Raw genomic sequence first — 19,469 nt, 5'->3', positions numbered from 1 at the left:
AGCTTGCGCTCCGGTTTTTTATTGTCGGCATATACCGATAGTGGTTGATTACGCCGGTAGGTTGAAGTCTGCCTGATCCCACTCGACATCACTGTAGACCGAGAGGGTTTCCGAGCCATTGGCGAATGTGTAGCTGTAAACGGTCCCTTCCATACCAAGCTGGTCTAAGTGCGCTTGTAGAGCGCCATCTAAAGCGCTAGCGTCGGTCGTTTCCGCATGCATCAGCGTAAAATCCTCATTAGCGATTTCCAAGTGCTCGATATTTGAGGCAAAGAAAGCATCGGATGATTGACCATTCAATGATTGTGTTGATTCGGCCACCACATTGAGATCCAGCAACAAGGTGTCATTTTGGCTGCTGCCAACCACCGCCTCAATATTTTGCAATTTTGAGCTTTGTGTGACCTCAAAATCCACTGCATGTTTAACTTCTTGGGCAACATCGATGAGCTCACCGTTGAATTGAGTGCTCACTTCACCCGCGGTAACAACGTCAAAACCGTCACCACCATTAACATAATCATTACCGTTGCTATGGATAAGGTCATGGCCGGCACCGCCATCAACAATATCAAAGCCTTGACCGGCAGCAATAATATCGTGGCCTTCACCACCTAATAGCACGTCATCTTTTTGGTACGTGGTGATTGAGGATAGGTAGTAATCGCTTGAATCTGTCGCACCATAACCGCTCTTATCAAAGGTTCCTTTTGCGGCAGAAAGTTGAATTTCATCAAACGTCGCGTTGCCGGTATCAGAAGGGGAGATAGTGAACTCGCCATGGCAGCAATCGTCGCCGTTTTCGAGCACCTTAATATTGTCAGTTTTTGGGTCAAAACCATAAGTGGCAAGGGTTTCATCATCGATTTCACTGCTGGTGAAATACCCAGTAGCCACCTCAATACCTTGTTCAAACACTGTCCAAACACCCACTTCGTTCGCCCCATTGAATGCCTCGTCAGCAAACAAGTTGTCCACGGAAATTGCGGCCGCCGCGGTTTTTTCATCGATTGAAATGCACAGTGTCTCTGATTCACCGGTGATGTCGCCAGTCTCTGGGTTTTCAACAAAACTGAAGCCAATTTGGTTTGAGACACCACTCTCGCTATTGCCCTCAACACCAAAGCCATTTTTGTCTTCGGTTAGCGTTGTTTGGCTGCCGTCAGGGCTTAACGCGACCGATTGGTTGAGGTCTTCGTTTTCACCCGCTGTTATCGCGGTGGCTTGTGTGTAATCGCCAATCAGAATGTCGTTGCCTGTTCCGCCAATCAGGACATCTTGGCCATAGCCGCCTTCTAAAAGATCATTGCCAGCGCCGCCATCTAGCCAGTCGTTGCCTTCTGGATTACTGCCATCAAGAGAATCGGTATTGAGTACCGTGATGTCTTTGATGAAGTAATCACTAGAGTCCCATGTACCGAGGCCATTTTTATCGAAAACTCCATCGGCTGCTGCAAACTGAATTTGGTCAAAATATTGGCCGTTTGTATCTTGAGGTGTGATATCAAAGAAGCCGTCGTCTATTGAGCCGGTGCCATTGTCGAGCACTTTAATATTGTCGGTGAGCGCGATCCCAAAGCTGTCCATCGTGGCTTGGTCGATGTCTTTAGAGGTAAAATAGCCCGATGCCACAAGTTGGCCGTCATTAAACACACGCCATACACCCACTTCGTTACTGCCATCAAGCGCTTCGTCAGCAAACAAGCGATCTATTTGCACGCGAGCGGCGTATTGGTCTTCACCCAAATCGTAAGTTAGCGTTTCTGATGTCCCCTCTAAAGTATCAGGGTCAAACGTGTGGCCTAACTGGTCAGCAACGCCAGATTCTTGGTTGCCTTCAACGCCAACACCATCGATATCTTGGCTCACAACGCCTGATCCGGAAACGGGGTTTGTCGCTCTCGCCGCGGATAAATCAAGGCTAACGCCATCTGTGAAGTTGTGGCTTTCATCACCCACTAAGTGATCTTTGCCGTGTCCACCGATAAGGACATCGTCATCATTGCCGCCATTTAACTCATCACCTTGCGGCTTGTTAGGAGCGGCGTCTAGCCCGACCGTTTTGACGTCACGAACAAAGAAGTCGCTTGAATCTAAGTATCCATAACCACTTTTATCGAAGTGGCCAATGGCGGCAGAAAATTGAATTTCATCAAACGCGACAAAGCCAGTATCTTCTGGTTCGATAGTAAAAATGCCATTTGATTTGCCGTTACCATCGCTCAGCACTTTTAAATTGTCTTTTGCTGGGTCAAGGCCATAAGCCTCTAATGTGGCTTGATCAAACTCGCCCGCAGTGAAGTAACCATGAGCGACGACAATCCCTTCACGTAATACCGTCCAAACGCCGACTTCATCGATATCGCGAACTTTAGAACCGTCGGATTTACCTTCATCTTTAAACAGTTTATCAATCGATACTTGTGCAGCATAAGAATGCTCATCAACAGAAATAGACAGTACTTCGGATGCGCCTGTGCGATCGCCTTCTTGGTCTTCGTCTACAAAGCTGTAGCCTATTTGACCCGCGCGACCACTTTCACCGTTGCCTAAAACGCCAAATTTACCATTGTTCTCAAAGAGCTGAGCTTCAGAACCGTCTGGGTTGAAGGCGGTCGCTTGGCTTAAATCTACCGTCGTGGCATCACAAAAATTAACGGCGATTTTGCCGCTCAACGGATCGATAGAAAGTGCTTTTTCAACGTTGTCACCAATGAGCACATCGTTGCCATTCTCTCCAATTAAACGGTCATGGCCATTGCCCCCTGCAACAAAATCCTCACCACTGCCAGCGGCGATCACATCGTTACCGTTACCCCCGTCAATGACATCCTGACCGCCATTGGAATGAATCTCATCATTGCCCCCTAAGCCAATAATGATGTCATTGCCATCTTGGGTATCGATGTCATTAATTCGGTCAATATCCACGATGATTTGGTCAATCGGTGAGTCGATAGAAAGCGGTGTTGCATCTTGGGCAATTGCACGGTTTTCTAGGTGATCAGGGTGTCCCTGTTTTACTGTCATGACATTTCCTCTATCAATCTTATGATTAATTGGAGGCAGTTCAGCCATCTCAACGCGTGAGATCTGTAACTTTCCGTCCCCACCTCACGATAGGTTTGGCGTTTCTCTTGTTTTATATTGAAGGCATACTGACTTAAGAATCTAAGTCGAGCACTCCGGCGGTATACTAAGCTAAATTTCTCGCATGGCTTTATAAGCACTCACAGACAGCGGGCTTAGTAAATAATCCAAGGGGGTTTGCTCGCTCAGTAAAATCATTACTTCGGCGGGCATTCCTGGATAGAGTGTTACCCCTTGCAATGCGGCGAGATCCTCTTGATTAAGAGCCACTTGAGCAAGGTAGGCGGATGACCCTGATGCTTGGTCGGTAATTCTGTCGGCTGAAATATGGATCAGCTTGCCTCGCACCGGCGGTGTGCGGCGAAAATTGTAAGCGCTGAGGCGAACTTCGGTATCTAAGCCGAGTGATACCACATCGATATCTTCTGGCTTAAGTAACGCTTCTACGATGAGCTGGTCATGCTGTGGGACAATCTCCATGATTTTTTCACCCGGAGCGATCACCGATTGCTGAGCAAAGACCGACAAACCCACCACGATCCCCGATTGGGGAGCGCGAATTTCAATTCGCTTTAGGACTTGTCTGGCATTATTCATCGCCTGATTGGTTTCGTTTATAGAACGCTCTAGTTGCTGAATTTCTTCGCCAAGCTGCTTGGCGTAGTTAAAATCCGCATTGGTGTCTTGCAGTCTGGCTTCGGAAACTTCGCGTTGTGCGCGATTAATTTTAATATCCAGTTCCGCAAGGTTACCGTTGAGGTCGGTATATTCTCGCTTCAAATCCAATAGGCGGGATTTAGAGGTATTGCCTGTTTTAAGCAGTTCTACATGCATGGCTAACTGTTGGTTCAGATACAAGAGACTCTGTTCGTCGGCTTGATAGCGTTTACGTAATGCCTCCAAATCAAGATTCGCTTGGGCAATTTTCTCATTCAGAATTTTGTCTTCGCCATTGTGGAGTGAGCGGCGTTTTTCAAATAATTGTCGCTGCGTGTTGAGAATGGTGTTCACATAGGTTTCATCAGCCTGTTGCAACAGCTGTGGATCAAAAGTGATCATGCTCTTATCCCCCAACTCCGCTTGCAATCGATTAATACGGGCCAATTCGCTTTGCCATTGTGCGCGTAACCCATAAAGCTCGGCATAGGCTTTTGAATCGTCTAATGTGATCAGTAAGTCGCCTTGCTCGACGGATTGACCATCCGCAACATGGATGGCTTTAACAATGCCACCTTCAAAATGTTGAATGGGTTTGCGCTTGGTTTCGACAATGATCACGCCAGGGGCGATTGCGGCGCTACTTAATTTAGCCAACGCAGCCCAAACGACAAAAACCACGAGCATTGTCAGCACTATCATCAACGCAATTTTGCTTGTGGTTGACGTTGTAAAGCTTAAGCGACGGGCATCTTTGTACTCAATTCCATGGTGGTTTATTTGATGAAAATCTGAATTAGCCATTCGATACCGCCTGTTTTATATCGCGCACTTTACTGAGTTGTTCCGCTTTATGGGCGGTCGCTATTTCGCCGTTGTCCAGTTTGACCACCCAATCGACGTGGGCGATCAATTCTGCGTTGTGAGAAATCATGATGACGGCTGAGCCGTTATCTTTGAGCGTTTTCAATAATTGCTTAAGTGCGTTGAGCCGCGTGTTGTCGAGATGCGCATTGGCCTCATCAAGAATCAAGAGTTTTGGTTGATAATACAGTGCACGTGCAATGGCGATGGCTTGCAGTAAACCAGCAGAAATAGGCAAACCTGTCGGGCCAAGCAGCGTGCTGTAGCCTTGAGGTAGTTTAATGATGTCGCCATGAACCCCGATGGCTTTTGCCGCAGAGATGACCTTTTCATCGCTCATGTCTATATCAAAGTGGGCGATGTTTTGTTTGATGGAGCCGGGGAAGAAGTCGAATTTTTGTGGTACATACCCAATGGTGTGTTTCAGCTGTTCTGCACGCCATTGTGAGAGATCCGCTCCGTCGAGTCGAACCGATCCCGAGCTCGGTTGATACAACCCGACAAGCAATTGGCACAGCGCCGTTTTCCCTGAGCCGCTGTCGCCCATGATCATCACACGATTACCCGCTTCCAGTTTCAAGCGAATATTCTTTAGTAGCGGTAGCGTCGCTTTTGGTGGGAACCAAGAAAGATTGTCAATGTGCAGTGCCCCTCTTATATCGGGAAAGGTGGTTTCTGGGCGGGTATCACTTTGAAGGGCGAAGTAGTGCGCCACGCGTTTATTTGCAGACAGCGCGCTTTGCCATGCTTGTAAGGTACTTGCTAATTGTTCAAACGGCTGCAATACGCGAGACATCAGAATTGATCCCGCAATGATCCCGCCAGCGGATAACATATTGGCCATGACCAACCAGGCCCCAACGGCCATGATGCCCATCTGTAGACTAAAACGAAGACATTTTGCGATTGAACTCAATGCTGATGACGTTAATCCCAACTGTTGCTCATTCCAGACTCTTTCTGCGGTCATGTGTTGAAATTGCTGGCTAAGACCGACAGACAGATATTGAGCTTTTAAGTGATCGCGATGAATGACGGCTTGTTCTGCCGCAAAGCGACAGGCTGAACTTGCGGTTTGAGCGTCGGTATTTTGTTTGTGTTTGCTTCGAAAGATATAAATCGAGAAACCGCCGACAACGATAACCGCAGAAAGCCCAACCAAGCCAATAATGGGGTGGAGGAAGAACATCACCATTAAAAACAACGGCGCCCAGATCATATCGAAAGCGGATGCAAAGGCAGGTGAAACCATGAAGGTTTTTATTTCACGGATATCTTGCTGTGATGCCTGATCGCTAGGCATAACGTGAATTAAGTTTTGATAGAGATAACTCGAAGCCAGCGCATCCAATTGTGCCGATTTTTTATATAAATATTTATTTTTTATAATATCCAGTGCGGATTGAATAATAAGCAAAAAGAGCACGATGGCACTGATCAAAAATAAGGTATCAAGACTTCGGCTGGTTAATACGCGATCAAAAACCTGCAAGCTATAGATGGGTACAACCAATATTAGAGAATTGAGAAAAAACCCTGCAATAATTAGGGTATAAAACGTCGTCTTGTTAAATGGCGAAAGAGTACGCCAGTCGACTTTTTTGATTTCCATATCAAACCGTATTATTTCACTAGGAGTTGACGACATCCTAACATTGGTTTAATTGATGGTGCGATAGCACTAAATTGCTAATATGGTTCTGATGGGGGTGGTGTGGTTTAAATCTTATTTAAAACAGTTGTTTAAAAAGGTTTCCTATATTTAAGAAACCTTTTAATTAGTGGTTGTTATTCGAATGACGACCAAATAGGGGCGTGATCAGACGGTTTATCAATACCACGCAATGGGTAGTCAATGTCGGATTCAACACATCGCGCAGCCAGTGATGATGTTGCTAGAATAACATCGATGCGTAGGCCACGGTTGTCATCAAAGCCACGTGAGCGATAATCAAACCATGAATATTTGTCGGTCACGTCAGGATGAATTTGACGGAAGGTATCAATGAATCCCCAATCTAATAAAGACTGTAACCATTCACGTTCTTCCAGTTGGAAAGAACATTTTCCGGTTTTTAACCAACGTTTACGGTTAACTTCACCAATGCCAATATCTAAGTCGAGTGGGCTGATATTAATATCGCCCATGACAATGATATTTTCATCATTAGTATGATGATCGTTTAAATAGGTCATCAGGTCTGTATAAAACTGGCGTTTATATGGATACTTAGTTTCATGGCTAATATTATCGCCTTGAGGGAAGTAGCCGTTAAGCACCGTGATTTTTTCACCATTCGCGTCTTCAAATGTCGCCATTATCATGCGTTTTTGATGATCGTCATTATCGGTTGGGAAACCTTTTTGAACCGAAATCGGTGTTTGTTTACACAGCATTGCCACACCATAATGGGCTTTTTGGCCGTGGTAATACACCTTGTAACCCATCGCTTCCACCGCGTCTAACGGGAACGCTTCATCATGCACTTTGATTTCTTGTAGGCCAATCACATCCGGTTGATGTTTTTCTATCAACGCTTCTAATTGATGCAATCTGGCACGGAGGCCATTGATGTTAAATGAAACGACTTTCATTTTAGATTCCTTTTCAGTGAATACGATGATTAAGCGATGTACCAATAGCCGCTGTTAATCAGTGTGAGTAACGTTTCGCGCGTTTCAAGCTGGGGCGACATAATGATATCGTCGCTGTTGAACGCGTTTTGGTCGCAAAGCAGGCTCAGTAGCGCTTTATCGTCACTATGAATCGTGAAGCATTCGCCATTCACGAATAACTGCTCTGTTGCATCTTCTAAGTACAAGGCTTTTAAGCCAGGCACTTTTTCGATGGAGACACTTTGTTGTAAAAGGTCGTTAAGTTCGTCCAAGCGATATTCTGGATCCGGTTCAATCAGATTCATCTGATGACGCGATTGGCTCAACTGAGTCCCGATAAAGGTATTTAAAACATCATCGGCATTCATCGCATTGTGCAGCATTTGTTTGAGCATCGTCAGGCTTTGATTTCCGATTTGACCATAATGGCTTTGCGCCGGTAAATCCGGATCATGCATGTGATGGTTACCGAGATCATTGGCGATAGTGTGATCGGCAAAGTGGCTCAATAACTCTTGCTCGGTTGGTGAACGATAACCCAACGAATAGCTTAAGCTGGCTTCAAGCGTTGTCCCTTCATGAGGGAAACCTGGCGGGATATAAAGCATGTCACCAGGCAGCAAAATATCGTCAATTATGGCATCAAAGCCTTCAATTTGTCTTAAAGCACCACCTTGAATCACTTCCGTGTATTGGCCGACATCTTTCGCGCCTACTTTCCACTCACGCTTACCTTGGCCTTGGATAATGAATACATCATATTGGTCAATATGAGGACCAACACCACCATGCGGCGCTGAGTAACACACCATCACATCATCAAATAACCAGTGTGGTAGCGCTTTGAACGGCTCAATAAGTTGCGCAGTTTCACTGTGCCAATGGTTACACGCTTGAACGATCAGCTGGCAATGGGTCTCTGGCAGCGTATCAAAAAACGATTCCTCAAATGGGCCGTGTTGCGCGGTCCATTGGGCGTCTTTGTTGGTGACAAAACGTGAGTCGACCATCTCTTCCAGTGATAATCCAGCGATTTCATCTGCTGAGATAGGATCAGCAAAATGGCTGAAGGCGTTTTTGATGATGACAGGTTTCTTCTGCCAATAGGTGTTTAAAAAATCAGGGATATCGAGGTTTAGCTTGAACATCTATGCTTCCGGTGCCAATTTGGCTTGTAGATCTGATTGGACGATTTTAATCGCTTCTAGGGCAGTTTGTGGATCAACGTTATTGCTTTCTAATAGATAGATGAGGTCGACCGCCAGTTTGATTTCATCTGGGGCGCTATCAAGGCCAGTTGCAGGCATCGTCATATTATTGATGTCTCTCACGGTAAGAAATTTGTTTTTCAATTTTCAGTTTTGAAACTCGGCATCGCTCTAGGCGTTGCTCAGTCGACAACAACGCTTGTTGTGCATTTTGTTGGGCAAAGGGTGGGGCGCACTCTAGCTCTGCGAGTTTGTCGCGCGCCATTTCCATCAAACGTCGTTCCCAATCTTGGTGCTGGGCCAGCTCTTGATAAAGCACATTAATCGGTTTTTGATAATGGCTATAGTGCTTAGGCTCATTTTTTCGGATCGGTTGTGTGGCGATCTCACGTTGCAACGCAGAGAGCTGAGCAAAGAGTCGCTCGGTTAAATATTCTGCCCGTAATGTGGTCAAGCGACCGCTGTCTTGCTCTCGCACAATGGTGTTGAGAGTCGATTGTGTTTCTTTGACACAAGGCACGAGTAAGCGCGCTTTGCAATGAAATAGCGTTTCATCAAATAAAGGTTGATGATGCTCGCTGCGCTTGCGATCAATTTGCGCCGCTTGAACCGCGAGATGTTCTAAGGTGCTAACCAGTGGTTTTAAGTGATTCATACAGCAACAAACCATGCGTCATAGGCAAGTTTTATCGCCAGAATACTGACGACAGTAACAAAGACCGGTCGGATAAATTTTGCGCCAAATCGAATGGCAGAATGCGCGCCAACGAAGGCTCCTGCCATTAAGCATACACCCATGGTCAGGCCAAGTACCCAGTCAATATGCCCCAAAATAGCAAAAGTCACCAGTGAGGTGAAGTTGCTGGTAAAGTTCATCGCTTTCGCGACGCCAGACGCCACCAAAATATTGAGCCGATACAAGGCCATGGTACTTACGGTCCAAAAGGCCCCAGTGCCGGGTCCGGCAATGCCATCGTAAAAGCCCAATATACCGCCTTGAACGACCTGCTTTTTACGAAAGACTGGACAAGGTGGAGGCGGCTCATTGCTGCTGTTTTCCGGCGTTTTGTGCCAAATGGTGTAGACCGCGGCCGCCAGAATGATCAAGGGTAGAGTTTTCTCTAACCATTGAGTACTGATGGCGTCAACCACAAGCGTGCCCACGATCGCGCCAATAAAGGTGGCAATAAAGGAACGGTTCCAACATTGAGGCTTGAATAAACGCTTTTTATAATAAGTAAACGCCGCCGTTGAAGAGGCAAACGATGCCGCCAGTTTATTGGTGCCCAGTGCCATGTGTGGGGGCAACCCCAAAGAAAGAAGCGTCGGGACAGTTAGCATTCCGCCCCCTCCCGCGACTGCATCAATAAATCCAGCAAAAAATGCGACCAGCGCCAATACCAACAGCATCGTTGGTTCTAACATTTCCATTCAGTCTTCTTCTTATTATGTGGCTTTTAAAAGCGTGCCACTTATTTATTCGATGATTCGTTTAAAAGGCGGTAGGGAATCAAGCAATGATTGACCATAACGTTTGGTCACAATGCGTCTATCCAAGATGATCACCTTGCCGCAATCTCGCTCTTTGCGTAGCAAACGACCCACCGATTGAATCAATTTCTTGCTCGCTTCCGGTACGGTGATTTGCATAAACGGATTACCGCCTCTTTGCTCAATGTACTCGGCATGCGCTTGCTCAACCGGTGAAGTCGGCACCCCAAATGGAATCTTGGTAATGATCAAATTCTCAAGTAACTCGCCAGGAAGATCCAAACCTTCTGAAAAACTGCCAGTACCAAATAAAATGCTTGTTTTTTGACATTGCACGAGCGTTTTATGTTTATTGAGAATTTCAGTGCGAGACTCTTTACCTTGAATTTGTAACGCCCAACCTTTTTTGATAAATGAACTTTCCAGTGCTTGAGCCACTTGGTTCATCTGCCAATAAGAAGAGAATAAAACTAAGTTGGCCTGTTTGTCTGCAATTAGGTTAGGCAGAATTTCAATAAGATATTCCGTAAACTCACTTGCTTGCGGCTCGTATTTCATCTTAGGGATGTAGAGCTCTGCTTGATTTTGATAATCAAAAGGCGATGCTAAGGCCAGAAAACGAGTACCATCTTCTGGCTTTTCACTGATCCCCGCTTGGCGACAATAAAAGCTAAAAGAGTTGAGCGCGCGCATGGTTGCCGAGACTAAAACCGCCCCAAGGCAACGGCTCCAAATTTGTTGATCTAGCTGCCAGCCAACCTCTAATGGCGATACGTTCACCACAAAGTCGCCTTCTCGTTCGTTACTGTTTTCAAGCCAACGAGCCAGTGGTGCACCTTTATCGCGTTGTGGTTCCGCCATTAAGCGCCAAACTTGGGCAAGATTATCCATTCTTTGAATATAAAAACCGAGTTCAGCCAATGCGGGTTCGGCAAGTCGTGTGGCAATTTCGCCTTCTTTGACTCGCTCTGCAATTAAGTCGGCAATTTTCGCCGTCGCTTGAGCGCCTTTGTGCGAAAGGATCTTTAATTGTTTAGACTCTTCTTCGAGCCAAGTTGGTAACTCACCATGCTCAAAACGGTAGAGGCCATCCACAAAGTGCGCGGGGTCAAAACGACTGGCTAATTGCGTAAGTGATGGAATCAATTGTTGTATGGAATCTTGGAGTTCATTGCGAAAGCGGCTAACGCGTTTGGCATCGGCTAAATCGGCAAATTTGGTCACGGACTGGTTAAGTCTTTCTAGCCAGGTTACCGCACCTTTCAGGCTTGCCGCCGCTGAAGAGTGATCGCGAGCGACATGCGGAAGGTGATGCGCTTCGTCAAAAACGTAAATGGTATTTTCAGGCTCAGGAAGAATAACGCCGCCGCCAAGGTCAGCATCTGCCATCACCAAACTGTGGTTGGCGATGATGACGTCCGCCTTATCTAACTCAGAACGTGCTTTTTGGAATGGGCAACCTCGGTGCGATGGCATGCTGTTGTTACAGCTGTGTTTATCGCTCACGATATGACGCCAAACGTCATCATGAATGGTTTTCGGCCAAGAGTCTTTGTCGCCATCCCATTTGCCTTGTTGTAAGGCTTTATGCAAACGCTCTAACAGTTCGATGTCTTTCTTCTTGGGTTTTGATTCAAACATCGCCAGTTGGCCACCATCGGCACCGCAAGCTGAGGCGAGTTTTTCGCCACAACAATAACGTTGACGGCCTTTCGCTAAAATAAAAGAGAACGATTGATCGGTGATGCGACGAAACAGAGGCAAATCTTTATCAATTAACTGCTCTTGCAGTGCGACGGTCGCGGTCGAAATCACCACTTTACGATTACTCTGAACCGCGACTGGAATGGTTGCCATAAGATAAGAAAGCGACTTACCGATACCGGTTCCCGCCTCAGCAACGATGATTCGATTGGTTTTGTGATAATCACCACAAAGTGTTTTTGCGATTTCCGCGACAAGGTAATTCTGAGCTCGGCGGGGAACAAAGTTCTCAAGTTGAGCTTGGAGGTTTTGATAACTTTTGCGGATCGATTCTTGTATTTTACTGTTTGACATACGGGCGCCTTTCTCGGGGAAATCGAGTGTAGCACACTTCTCTAAGCGTTAAGTAGTTCACGAAATACAATCCTTTTCAATCAAATCTCGATCTCCTTCACAAAAAAAGATTGAACCTTCATGAACTTAGAATTAATTCTAAATGTGAAAAATATAGAGCTGCAATATCCGGCTTTGAGTGAGATAAAAAACTGCTATTGATGTTCTTATAAGTGAATTTTAGCATAAAACACTAACTAACCGGTGTTGTTAGGGTAGTTATAAATGCATCATTATGGTTAGAAGTTGGTCGTAAAACGGACTGTAAAAAGTGTAAGTAACTAATAATTAACGTTTTTATGTTTTTTTATATTTTGTTTTTATAAGATTTGACACGCAGAATAATCTTTTGCAATCTAGGCCTCGAAATTTGAGAGCGGTGATATCGAACCATTAAAGAGTTTGAGTCACCACTGAAAAACAAAAAGGGAACCGGATAAGGATTTCCCAAATCTAGAAAAGGCAGTGGATTATTATGAAAAAGACTCTTGTAGCTCTTTCAGTACTTCTTGCAGCAACATCTGCGCAAGCGATCGAACTTTACAACCAAGACGGCGTGACTGTAGACATTCACGGTGATATCGAAGTTACTTACCAAAACTCTTTTGATCACAGCTCAATGAAGCAACAAATCGAAGATGCAGATTTCGGTTTTGATGTTCGTTACGCGCTAAACGATGACCTACAATTCGGCGGTTACTGGGAATTCGATGGTTCTAACAGCAACAACGCTAAAGACACTAAAAACGGCGATACCTACGTAGCGCTATACTCAAAAACTTACGGTTCTATCAAGTTCGGTCGTCTATGTACTGCTGTCGATGACCTAGGTGGCATCACAACAGATTACCAATTCGACGTAAACAAGCTTTACGAAGGTGCTTCAGGCGATTACGCATGTCGCGATGAAGGTATCCGTTACGACTACGACAACGGCGCTTTCTACACTACGCTTGGCTTCGTTCAAAACAAAATGGATGATGCAGACCACGTTGGAACTGATGCAGACTACTTCGATGGTCGTTTTGGTTACCGTGTAGCTGACCTTGACATGTCTGTATTCTACGCAAACCTAAACACTGCAAACGTACGTGATACAGAAGGCAACCTAGTCGATGAAGATGCATTCGGTTTCGAAGCTAACTACACTGGTTTTGAAAGCTTCCGTGTAGGTCTAGGTTACTACGCAACTAACAAAGACTTTGACGGTGCAGACACTAACGTTTACACGCTAGGTGCTGACTACTACCTAGGTAAGTGGACATTCGGTTCTGCTGTATCTGTTGCTGACCACGATGAAGATGCATTTGATGCAACTAACTGGTTCGTGAACGCAGGTTACGCACTAGCTCCAAACACTACAGCTTATGCTGAAGTAGCTGGTCAAGACATCGACGGCAACGACGATTCTGACACTGCTCTAGCTATCGGTGTTAAAGCATCATTCTAATGATTGCTTAATCAGATATACTAAAGCCACCTTCGGGTGGCTTTTTACTTTTACATTACATTGCTGTTTAAGGGGAACTCCTTTGAAAATTAAAAGTTTATTCGCTGTGATGGTGGGGGTGTTGGCTTTTCCACTGCAGGCCGCGGTTCTTTCTGCGCAAGATGGAGTTTCAATTCTCTATATTAATGGCCAAAAGGCAGAGCAAAAAATTGGTCAGAACCAAGTAGAGGAAGGCTTTGTTCAAACGGTTGTTCGTTTTGATGATAAGCTTGGTTCGCGCGTATTCACTTCTAAGCCTTATGTTATAAGTTTTGATTCCCAGGGTGAAAACTTCAAAGTTGTCGCTCCTGATGTGAATAGCGAGATGGCGGCAGAACAAGAGTTCTCAAAGGCAGCCCCTAGTTGGAAAGTGCTGGTTGATGGTCAAGAGATTGTATTTGAACAAGCCGTGCTTGAGGGTAAAGGTGGTTTTATGCCTTACGCTGGTATGGAAAACCTAGTTGCTGAGCACAACAAACAGCGTGGTGTTTACTTCAAAGACGGCGTATTGATTGATGCCCCTGTAGCGATTGAAACGGCAGCGGTTGCGACGTCATCTGTTGTCGCAAATGGCTCAAGCAGCACAGTAGCCGCGCCAGCACCTGTAATGGCAACGAAGACCGTTGATCAATTGAAAGCATGGTACTTGCAAGCAAATAAAGAAGAACGTAAAGAATTCCGTCGTTGGATGATTGATCAAGAATAATCATCCGATGATCTGAAAAGGGTTGGCATTGCCAACCCTTTTTTGTGTTTATTGCTCGGACGTTTATTGAAAACACTCAGGCTTGTTTAGCGCCGTTTCGATTGCCTTAACCAATTTTTCGATATGTTCTGGTTGGCTAATAAACGGTGGCATCAGATAGATGAGCTTGCCAAATGGGCGTATCCACACGCCTTGCTCAACGAAATGGGCTTGAATGTTCTCCATATTAACGGGGTGAGCTGTTTCAACCACGCCAATTGCCCCTAGCCAACGCACGTCGGTCACGTATGGATGTTCGGCCAATTGCGGTAGCCGTTTGGCGAACTGTGCTTCAATCGCTTGTGCTTGATCTTGCCATTCCCCTTTCGCGAGAATCTCCATGCTGGCATTCGCGACGGCGCAGGCGAGGGGGTTGCCCATAAATGTGGGGCCATGCATAAAGCAACCCGCTTCTCCCCCACATACGGTATTGGCAACATGAGAGGTAGTTAATGTGGCCGAGAGAGTCATATAGCCTCCGGTCAACGCCTTACCCAAACATAAAATATCGGGCTCGATGTGCGCATGTTCATAAGCAAATAACTTGCCTGTGCGGCCAAATCCCGTCGCGATTTCATCTAAGATCAGCAACACACCAAACTCATCACACAAACGACGTACACCTTGTAAAAATGCCGGGTGATACATACGCATTCCACCTGCGCCTTGCACGATCGGCTCTAAGATCACCGCGGCGATGTCTTGATGATGAAGGGTGAGTTTTGCGGTGAAATCATCCAAATCCCTTTCGTCCCATTCTTGCCAAAAACCAGATTTAGGCGAGTCGGCGAAGAGATGTTGAGGCAAAAATCCTTTGTAGAGCGAGTGCATTGAGTTGTCAGGATCGGTGACTGACATGGCGGCAAAGGTGTCACCATGATAGCCATCACGCAGGGTCAAAAACTGGCTGCGCGATTCCCCCTTGGCGTGCCAATACTGCAACGCCATTTTCAGGCTCACTTCGACCGCCACTGAACCCGAATCAGCCAAGAAGACGTGCTGTAGCGGTTCTGCCGTCATCGCGATGAGATGTTTGCACAAATCAATCGCGGGTTGATGCGTAATGCCGCCAAACATGACATGGGCGACTTGATCGATTTGTTGGTGCGCAGCTTGATTAAGGTGTGGATGGTTGTAGCCATGTATGGCGGCCCACCAAGATGACATACCATCAATGAGTGCACGACCATCGTCCAAATATAAACAAACGCCTTCCGCTCGTTCGATTGGGTAGCAGGTCAGAGGTGTTAATGTTGAGGTGTAGGGATGCCAGATATGACGGCGGTCAAAAGCGAGATCCATCAGAATACCCATTACTGAAGTGATTAATTGTTAACCATTGGTCAACTTGTTGTTTTCGTTTGTGTTGACAGCTTAGCAAGTGTCAGTAGACTAGCCAAGAGCAAAATTCTAATGATCACTCTCGTTTAGTGACCCGCTAGCAAGGATATAAAAAGGAAAACACGTGGAAGTTCGTCATAACTGGACGGTTGCTGAAGTACAGCAGCTGATGGAAAAACCGTTTATGGATCTATTGTTTGAAGCGCAATGCGTCCATCGTCAATATCAACAAAGCAACTACGTTCAAGTCAGCACGCTGCTTTCGATCAAAACGGGGGCTTGCCCAGAAGATTGCAAATATTGTCCGCAAAGTGCGCGTTATACCACGGATGTCGAAAAAGAACGGTTGATGGAAGTCGACCGCGTATTGGATGCGGCCCAAAAGGCTAAAAATGCTGGTTCAACACGGTTTTGTATGGGCGCTGCGTGGAAGAACCCGAAAGCGCGCGACATGCCACATTTGACGGAGATGATCAAAGGCGTGAAAGGCATGGGGCTAGAGACCTGTATGACGCTTGGAATGCTCACGCCAGATCAAGCCGATGAATTAGCGGGTGCAGGGCTTGATTACTACAACCACAACTTAGACACCTCACCAGAATTTTACGGCAACATTATCACCACGCGAACTTACCAAGACCGCCTTGACACCCTTTCTCACGTTCGTGATGCAGGTATGAAAATCTGCTCAGGTGGCATTATTGGTATGGGCGAGAGCGCCAGTGACCGCGCAGGCTTGTTTGTTGAGTTAGCGAACCTACCGACTCATCCTGAAAGCGTGCCTGTTAACATGTTGGTGAAGGTCAAAGGGACACCGCTTGAAGCGGTTGATGATGTAGACCCATTTGATTTTATCCGCTTAATCGCGATTGCCCGAATTATGATGCCTCTTTCTGCGGTGCGTTTGTCGGCTGGTCGTGAGGACATGAATGAGCAGATGCAAACCCTGTGCTTTATGGCGGGGGCAAACTCGGTCTTTTATGGATGCAAACTCTTAACCACACCGAATCCATCGGAAGATAAAGATATGCAGCTGTTCGATAAGCTTGGGATTAATAGCCAGCAGGTATCCCAGCGCCCAGACGAAATTGAAGAGAATGATTTGTTGGATCGCGTTGTAGAGCGTGTAGCGGCAAGACCTTCGCAAGATGATTTGTTTTATGAAGCCAGCGTTTGATCAGCGTATCGCTCTTGCCCTTGAAGAGCGCAGACAACAAGGTCTTAATCGCCAGCTAACCGGGTTGTGTGGCGGCAATGGAAGTCGCTTTTCGGCTGGTGAACACGCCTATCTTAATTTTTCGAGTAATGACTATTTGGGGCTCGCCACCGACGCTGAACTCGCCAACGCGTGGAAGAAAGGCATTGATTTGTTGGGGAATGGCAGTGCCGCATCTCCCTTAGTGACCGGGTTTAGCTCGGCTCATCAAGCATTGGAATCACGTTTGTGTCAGTGGCTGGGTTACTCACGTGCGATTTTGTTTAGCTCGGGCTTTTCCGCCAATCAAGCGATGCTGTTCGCGCTGCTACAAAAAGGCGACTTGCTGCTGCAAGATAAATTGAATCACGCTTCGCTTATCGAAGCGGGGATGTTATCGCCCGCCACGATGAAACGCTTTAAACACAACGATGTTACCCATTTAAAAGCGCTGATTGAGCCAAACGCTTTAGTGGTAACAGAAGGGGTGTTTAGCATGGATGGTGATAGCGCGCCTTTACAGGCCATAGAGCAGTGCTTACCAAACAGCGCTTGGTTAGCGGTGGATGACGCCCACGGAATCGGTGTGTTGGGCGAGCAAGGTCGAGGCAGTTGCAACCAAGCGGGGGTCAAGCCTCAAATATTAGTCGTGACGTTTGGCAAAGCATTTGGCCTGTCTGGTGCGGCTATTTTATGTGATGAATCCACCGGTGATTACCTCACGCAGTTCGCGCGTCATCATGTGTATTCGACGGCGATGCCACCAAGTTTGGCGTATGCCTTAACTCACGCGATTGATCTGATAGATACTCAGCAGTGGCGTCGAGATAAATTGCAAGAGTTGCAAGCCTGCTATCACGATCAATGTGCTTCTCTGGAGGGCTATGTAGAGACGGACTCGCCGATTAAGCCTGTGTTAATGGGGTCGAGTGCGCGTGCATTGTCGGTTGCGAATGCGTTAAGAGAGCAAGGGTTTTGGTTGACCGCGATTCGTTCACCGACGGTGCCTGTTGATGGCGCAAGGCTAAGAATCACATTAACCGCCAATCATACCGTGGAACACGTGACGCAATTAGCCTCCGCGTTAAAACGTGTACTAGAGGATTAAACGATGCAGGCAATCAATATTGACGAAGCGGCCATTAGGCTCGCAATAGCAGATAAAGAGGCGATTGCGGCTTCATTTGGTAAAGCGGCTGCCACTTATGATCAGCACGCGGCTTTTCAGCGAGATGTGGGACAGCGTTTACTCGCCCAACTCCCTGATGATTTAACCGGCAGCCGAGTACTTGATCTCGGTTGCGGCACAGGATTTTTTAGCCAGCAATTAAACGCTCGGGGGGCTGAAGTAGTGTGCCTTGATCTTTCGCAACCGATGCTAGAGCAAGCGCGGAAACGTTGCGGTGAAAGCGGGATGCGCTATCAGCAAGGTGATGCGGAATGTTTGCCTTTTGCCGATAATCAATTTGATTATGTGTTTTCGAGTTTGGCGTTGCAGTGGTGTGATGATTTAGCGATACCACTTGGAGAAATGCGCCGAGTCACTAAGCCAGGTGGTCAGGCATTATTTTCAACCTTATTAGAAGGCTCGTTGAATGAGCTTAAATTGGCATGGCGAAAAATTGACACACATCAACACGTGAATGATTTTGTCCCTCTCAATCAGGTAAACATTGCGTTAGCGCAATCTCATTGCAATAACCATCACTTAGACTTGGCGTCTATTGTGGTTTGGTACGACTCTGCATTTTCTTTGATGCGCGATCTTAAAGGCATTGGAGCAAATCATGTTGCAGGGCGTTCTCATGGGTTAACGAGCCGTAAAATGCTCATTCAACTCGAGCATGAGTATCAAGCCTTTCGGAAAAAACATCAGGGTCTTCTACCCGCAACATATCAGGTTTGTTTGGGGATTATTAATCTATGATTGATGCATTTTTTATTGCAGGTACGGATACCGATGTTGGCAAAACCGTGGCTTCAAAAGCGATTTTGAACGCACTAGCGGAAAAAGGATTAAAGACGATTGGCTATAAGCCGGTCGCCGCAGGTTGTGAGACCATAGAGGGAGGCTTACGCCACTCTGACGCTTTATATCTGCAAAGTGCGGCAACGGTTGACGTGGCGTATGAGGACGTGAATCCTTATGCATTGGAGTTACCCGCGTCACCACACATCGCGGCAAAGCATGACAACGTGGTTATTGATTACTCGGTACTGAGTGACAAATTGGCACAACACAAAGCGAATTCAGACATTGTTCTTGTTGAAGGCGCAGGCGGTTGGCGTGTTCCCGTGTCTGATGAAGATTGCCTGTCTACTTGGGTTCAGCAAGAAAAACTGCCAGTTGTTTTGGTGGTGGGCATTAAGTTAGGTTGTTTAAGCCATGCATTACTGACGCTTGATGCGATCAAAGCGGATGGCTTAGAGCTTGCTGGTTGGGTGGCGAACCGTATTAATCCGGGCACGGAAAATTACGCTGAAATCATTGCGATGCTAGAGCAAAAAATTGCTGCACCGAAGATCGGTGAGATCCCGTATGTTCCAAGTGTTAAGCGCAAAGATCTTGCTAAATACATTGATGTATCACCGTTACTGGGTTAACGAGAACGGTTTAATGCAATAACGAAAAGGCTGCCATTTTAACGGGCAGCCTTTTTTGATCATGATGTCTAT

Annotated in this window: 16 protein-coding genes and 1 riboswitch; of the genes, 6 read left to right on the top strand and 10 right to left on the bottom strand. The window is 46.4% G+C overall.

Going from position 1 to position 19,469, the window contains the following annotated elements:
* Positions 1-48: 48 nt before the first annotated feature.
* From OJ16_RS02165 to dinG, 9 genes are all read right to left on the bottom strand, one after another.
* Complete coding sequence (locus tag OJ16_RS02165) at positions 49-3,030, bottom strand: calcium-binding protein (protein ID WP_040986895.1); 2,982 nt, start codon at positions 3,028-3,030, stop codon at positions 49-51.
* A gap of 31 nt (positions 3,031-3,061) precedes the next feature.
* A riboswitch (cyclic di-GMP riboswitch) is annotated at positions 3,062-3,140 on the bottom strand.
* Between the two features lie 61 nt (positions 3,141-3,201).
* Positions 3,202-4,551: an HlyD family type I secretion periplasmic adaptor subunit gene (locus tag OJ16_RS02160; RefSeq protein WP_040986893.1), complete on the bottom strand. Its 1,350-nt coding sequence runs from the start codon at positions 4,549-4,551 to the stop codon at positions 3,202-3,204.
* The gene (locus tag OJ16_RS02155) at positions 4,544-6,223 is read right to left on the bottom strand and encodes a type I secretion system permease/ATPase (protein WP_040986891.1); all 1,680 of its coding nucleotides are present in this window, start codon (positions 6,221-6,223) and stop codon (positions 4,544-4,546) included. Before OJ16_RS02155 ends, OJ16_RS02160 begins: the two co-directional genes overlap by 8 nt.
* Before the next feature lie 176 nt (positions 6,224-6,399).
* Positions 6,400-7,206 carry an exodeoxyribonuclease III gene (xthA, locus tag OJ16_RS02150; protein WP_040986889.1) on the bottom strand — a complete coding sequence of 269 codons (807 nt, stop codon included), beginning with the start codon at positions 7,204-7,206 and terminating at the stop codon, positions 6,400-6,402.
* 29 nt (positions 7,207-7,235) lie between these two features.
* Positions 7,236-8,375 carry a ribosomal protein uL16 3-hydroxylase gene (locus OJ16_RS02145; protein ID WP_040986887.1) on the bottom strand — a complete coding sequence of 380 codons (1,140 nt, stop codon included), beginning with the start codon at positions 8,373-8,375 and terminating at the stop codon, positions 7,236-7,238.
* Complete coding sequence (rsmS, locus tag OJ16_RS02140; protein WP_040986885.1) at positions 8,376-8,540, bottom strand: pleiotropic regulatory protein RsmS; 165 nt, start codon at positions 8,538-8,540, stop codon at positions 8,376-8,378.
* 1 nt (position 8,541) lies between these two features.
* A complete protein-coding gene (locus OJ16_RS02135; protein ID WP_040986883.1) occupies positions 8,542-9,090 on the bottom strand; it encodes a primosomal replication protein in 549 nt (182 codons plus the stop codon).
* Positions 9,087-9,866: a sulfite exporter TauE/SafE family protein gene (locus OJ16_RS02130; RefSeq protein ID WP_040986881.1), complete on the bottom strand. Its 780-nt coding sequence runs from the start codon at positions 9,864-9,866 to the stop codon at positions 9,087-9,089. The genes OJ16_RS02135 and OJ16_RS02130 overlap by 4 nt, the downstream gene beginning before the upstream one ends.
* Positions 9,867-9,911: 45 nt before the next feature.
* Positions 9,912-11,984: an ATP-dependent DNA helicase DinG gene (dinG, locus tag OJ16_RS02125; RefSeq protein ID WP_040986879.1), complete on the bottom strand. Its 2,073-nt coding sequence runs from the start codon at positions 11,982-11,984 to the stop codon at positions 9,912-9,914.
* A 514-nt stretch (positions 11,985-12,498) separates the two neighbouring features.
* Here dinG and OJ16_RS02120 point away from each other — a divergent pair.
* Both OJ16_RS02120 and OJ16_RS02115 read left to right on the top strand, forming a co-directional pair.
* Positions 12,499-13,473, top strand: coding sequence for a porin (locus tag OJ16_RS02120; RefSeq protein WP_040986877.1), 975 nt, complete (start codon positions 12,499-12,501; stop codon positions 13,471-13,473).
* A gap of 82 nt (positions 13,474-13,555) precedes the next feature.
* Complete coding sequence (locus OJ16_RS02115; protein WP_236688464.1) at positions 13,556-14,218, top strand: DUF2057 family protein; 663 nt, start codon at positions 13,556-13,558, stop codon at positions 14,216-14,218.
* 63 nt (positions 14,219-14,281) lie between these two features.
* Here OJ16_RS02115 and bioA read toward each other — a convergent pair whose 3' ends face one another.
* Positions 14,282-15,559 carry an adenosylmethionine--8-amino-7-oxononanoate transaminase gene (gene bioA / locus OJ16_RS02110; protein ID WP_040986875.1) on the bottom strand — a complete coding sequence of 426 codons (1,278 nt, stop codon included), beginning with the start codon at positions 15,557-15,559 and terminating at the stop codon, positions 14,282-14,284.
* A 163-nt stretch (positions 15,560-15,722) separates the two neighbouring features.
* Here bioA and bioB point away from each other — a divergent pair, with 163 nt between their 5' ends.
* The 4 genes from bioB to bioD are packed head-to-tail and all read left to right on the top strand — an operon-like array spanning position 15,723 to position 19,397.
* Positions 15,723-16,775 carry a biotin synthase BioB gene (gene bioB, locus OJ16_RS02105; RefSeq protein ID WP_040986873.1) on the top strand — a complete coding sequence of 351 codons (1,053 nt, stop codon included), beginning with the start codon at positions 15,723-15,725 and terminating at the stop codon, positions 16,773-16,775.
* Positions 16,747-17,901: an 8-amino-7-oxononanoate synthase gene (locus tag OJ16_RS02100; protein ID WP_040986871.1), complete on the top strand. Its 1,155-nt coding sequence runs from the start codon at positions 16,747-16,749 to the stop codon at positions 17,899-17,901. Before bioB ends, OJ16_RS02100 begins: the two co-directional genes overlap by 29 nt.
* A 3-nt stretch (positions 17,902-17,904) precedes the next feature.
* Positions 17,905-18,720 (top strand): malonyl-ACP O-methyltransferase BioC, encoded by an 816-nt coding sequence (gene bioC / locus OJ16_RS02095; protein ID WP_040986869.1) that lies wholly within the window; start codon positions 17,905-17,907, stop codon positions 18,718-18,720.
* Positions 18,717-19,397: a dethiobiotin synthase gene (gene bioD, locus OJ16_RS02090; protein ID WP_040986867.1), complete on the top strand. Its 681-nt coding sequence runs from the start codon at positions 18,717-18,719 to the stop codon at positions 19,395-19,397. The genes bioC and bioD overlap by 4 nt, the downstream gene beginning before the upstream one ends.
* Positions 19,398-19,469 lie beyond the last annotated feature (72 nt).

The organism is Vibrio renipiscarius (genome assembly GCF_000827885.1).
Lineage (GTDB): Bacteria > Pseudomonadota > Gammaproteobacteria > Enterobacterales > Vibrionaceae > Vibrio > Vibrio renipiscarius.
This window is presented reverse-complemented; position numbering and strand designations above follow the sequence as displayed.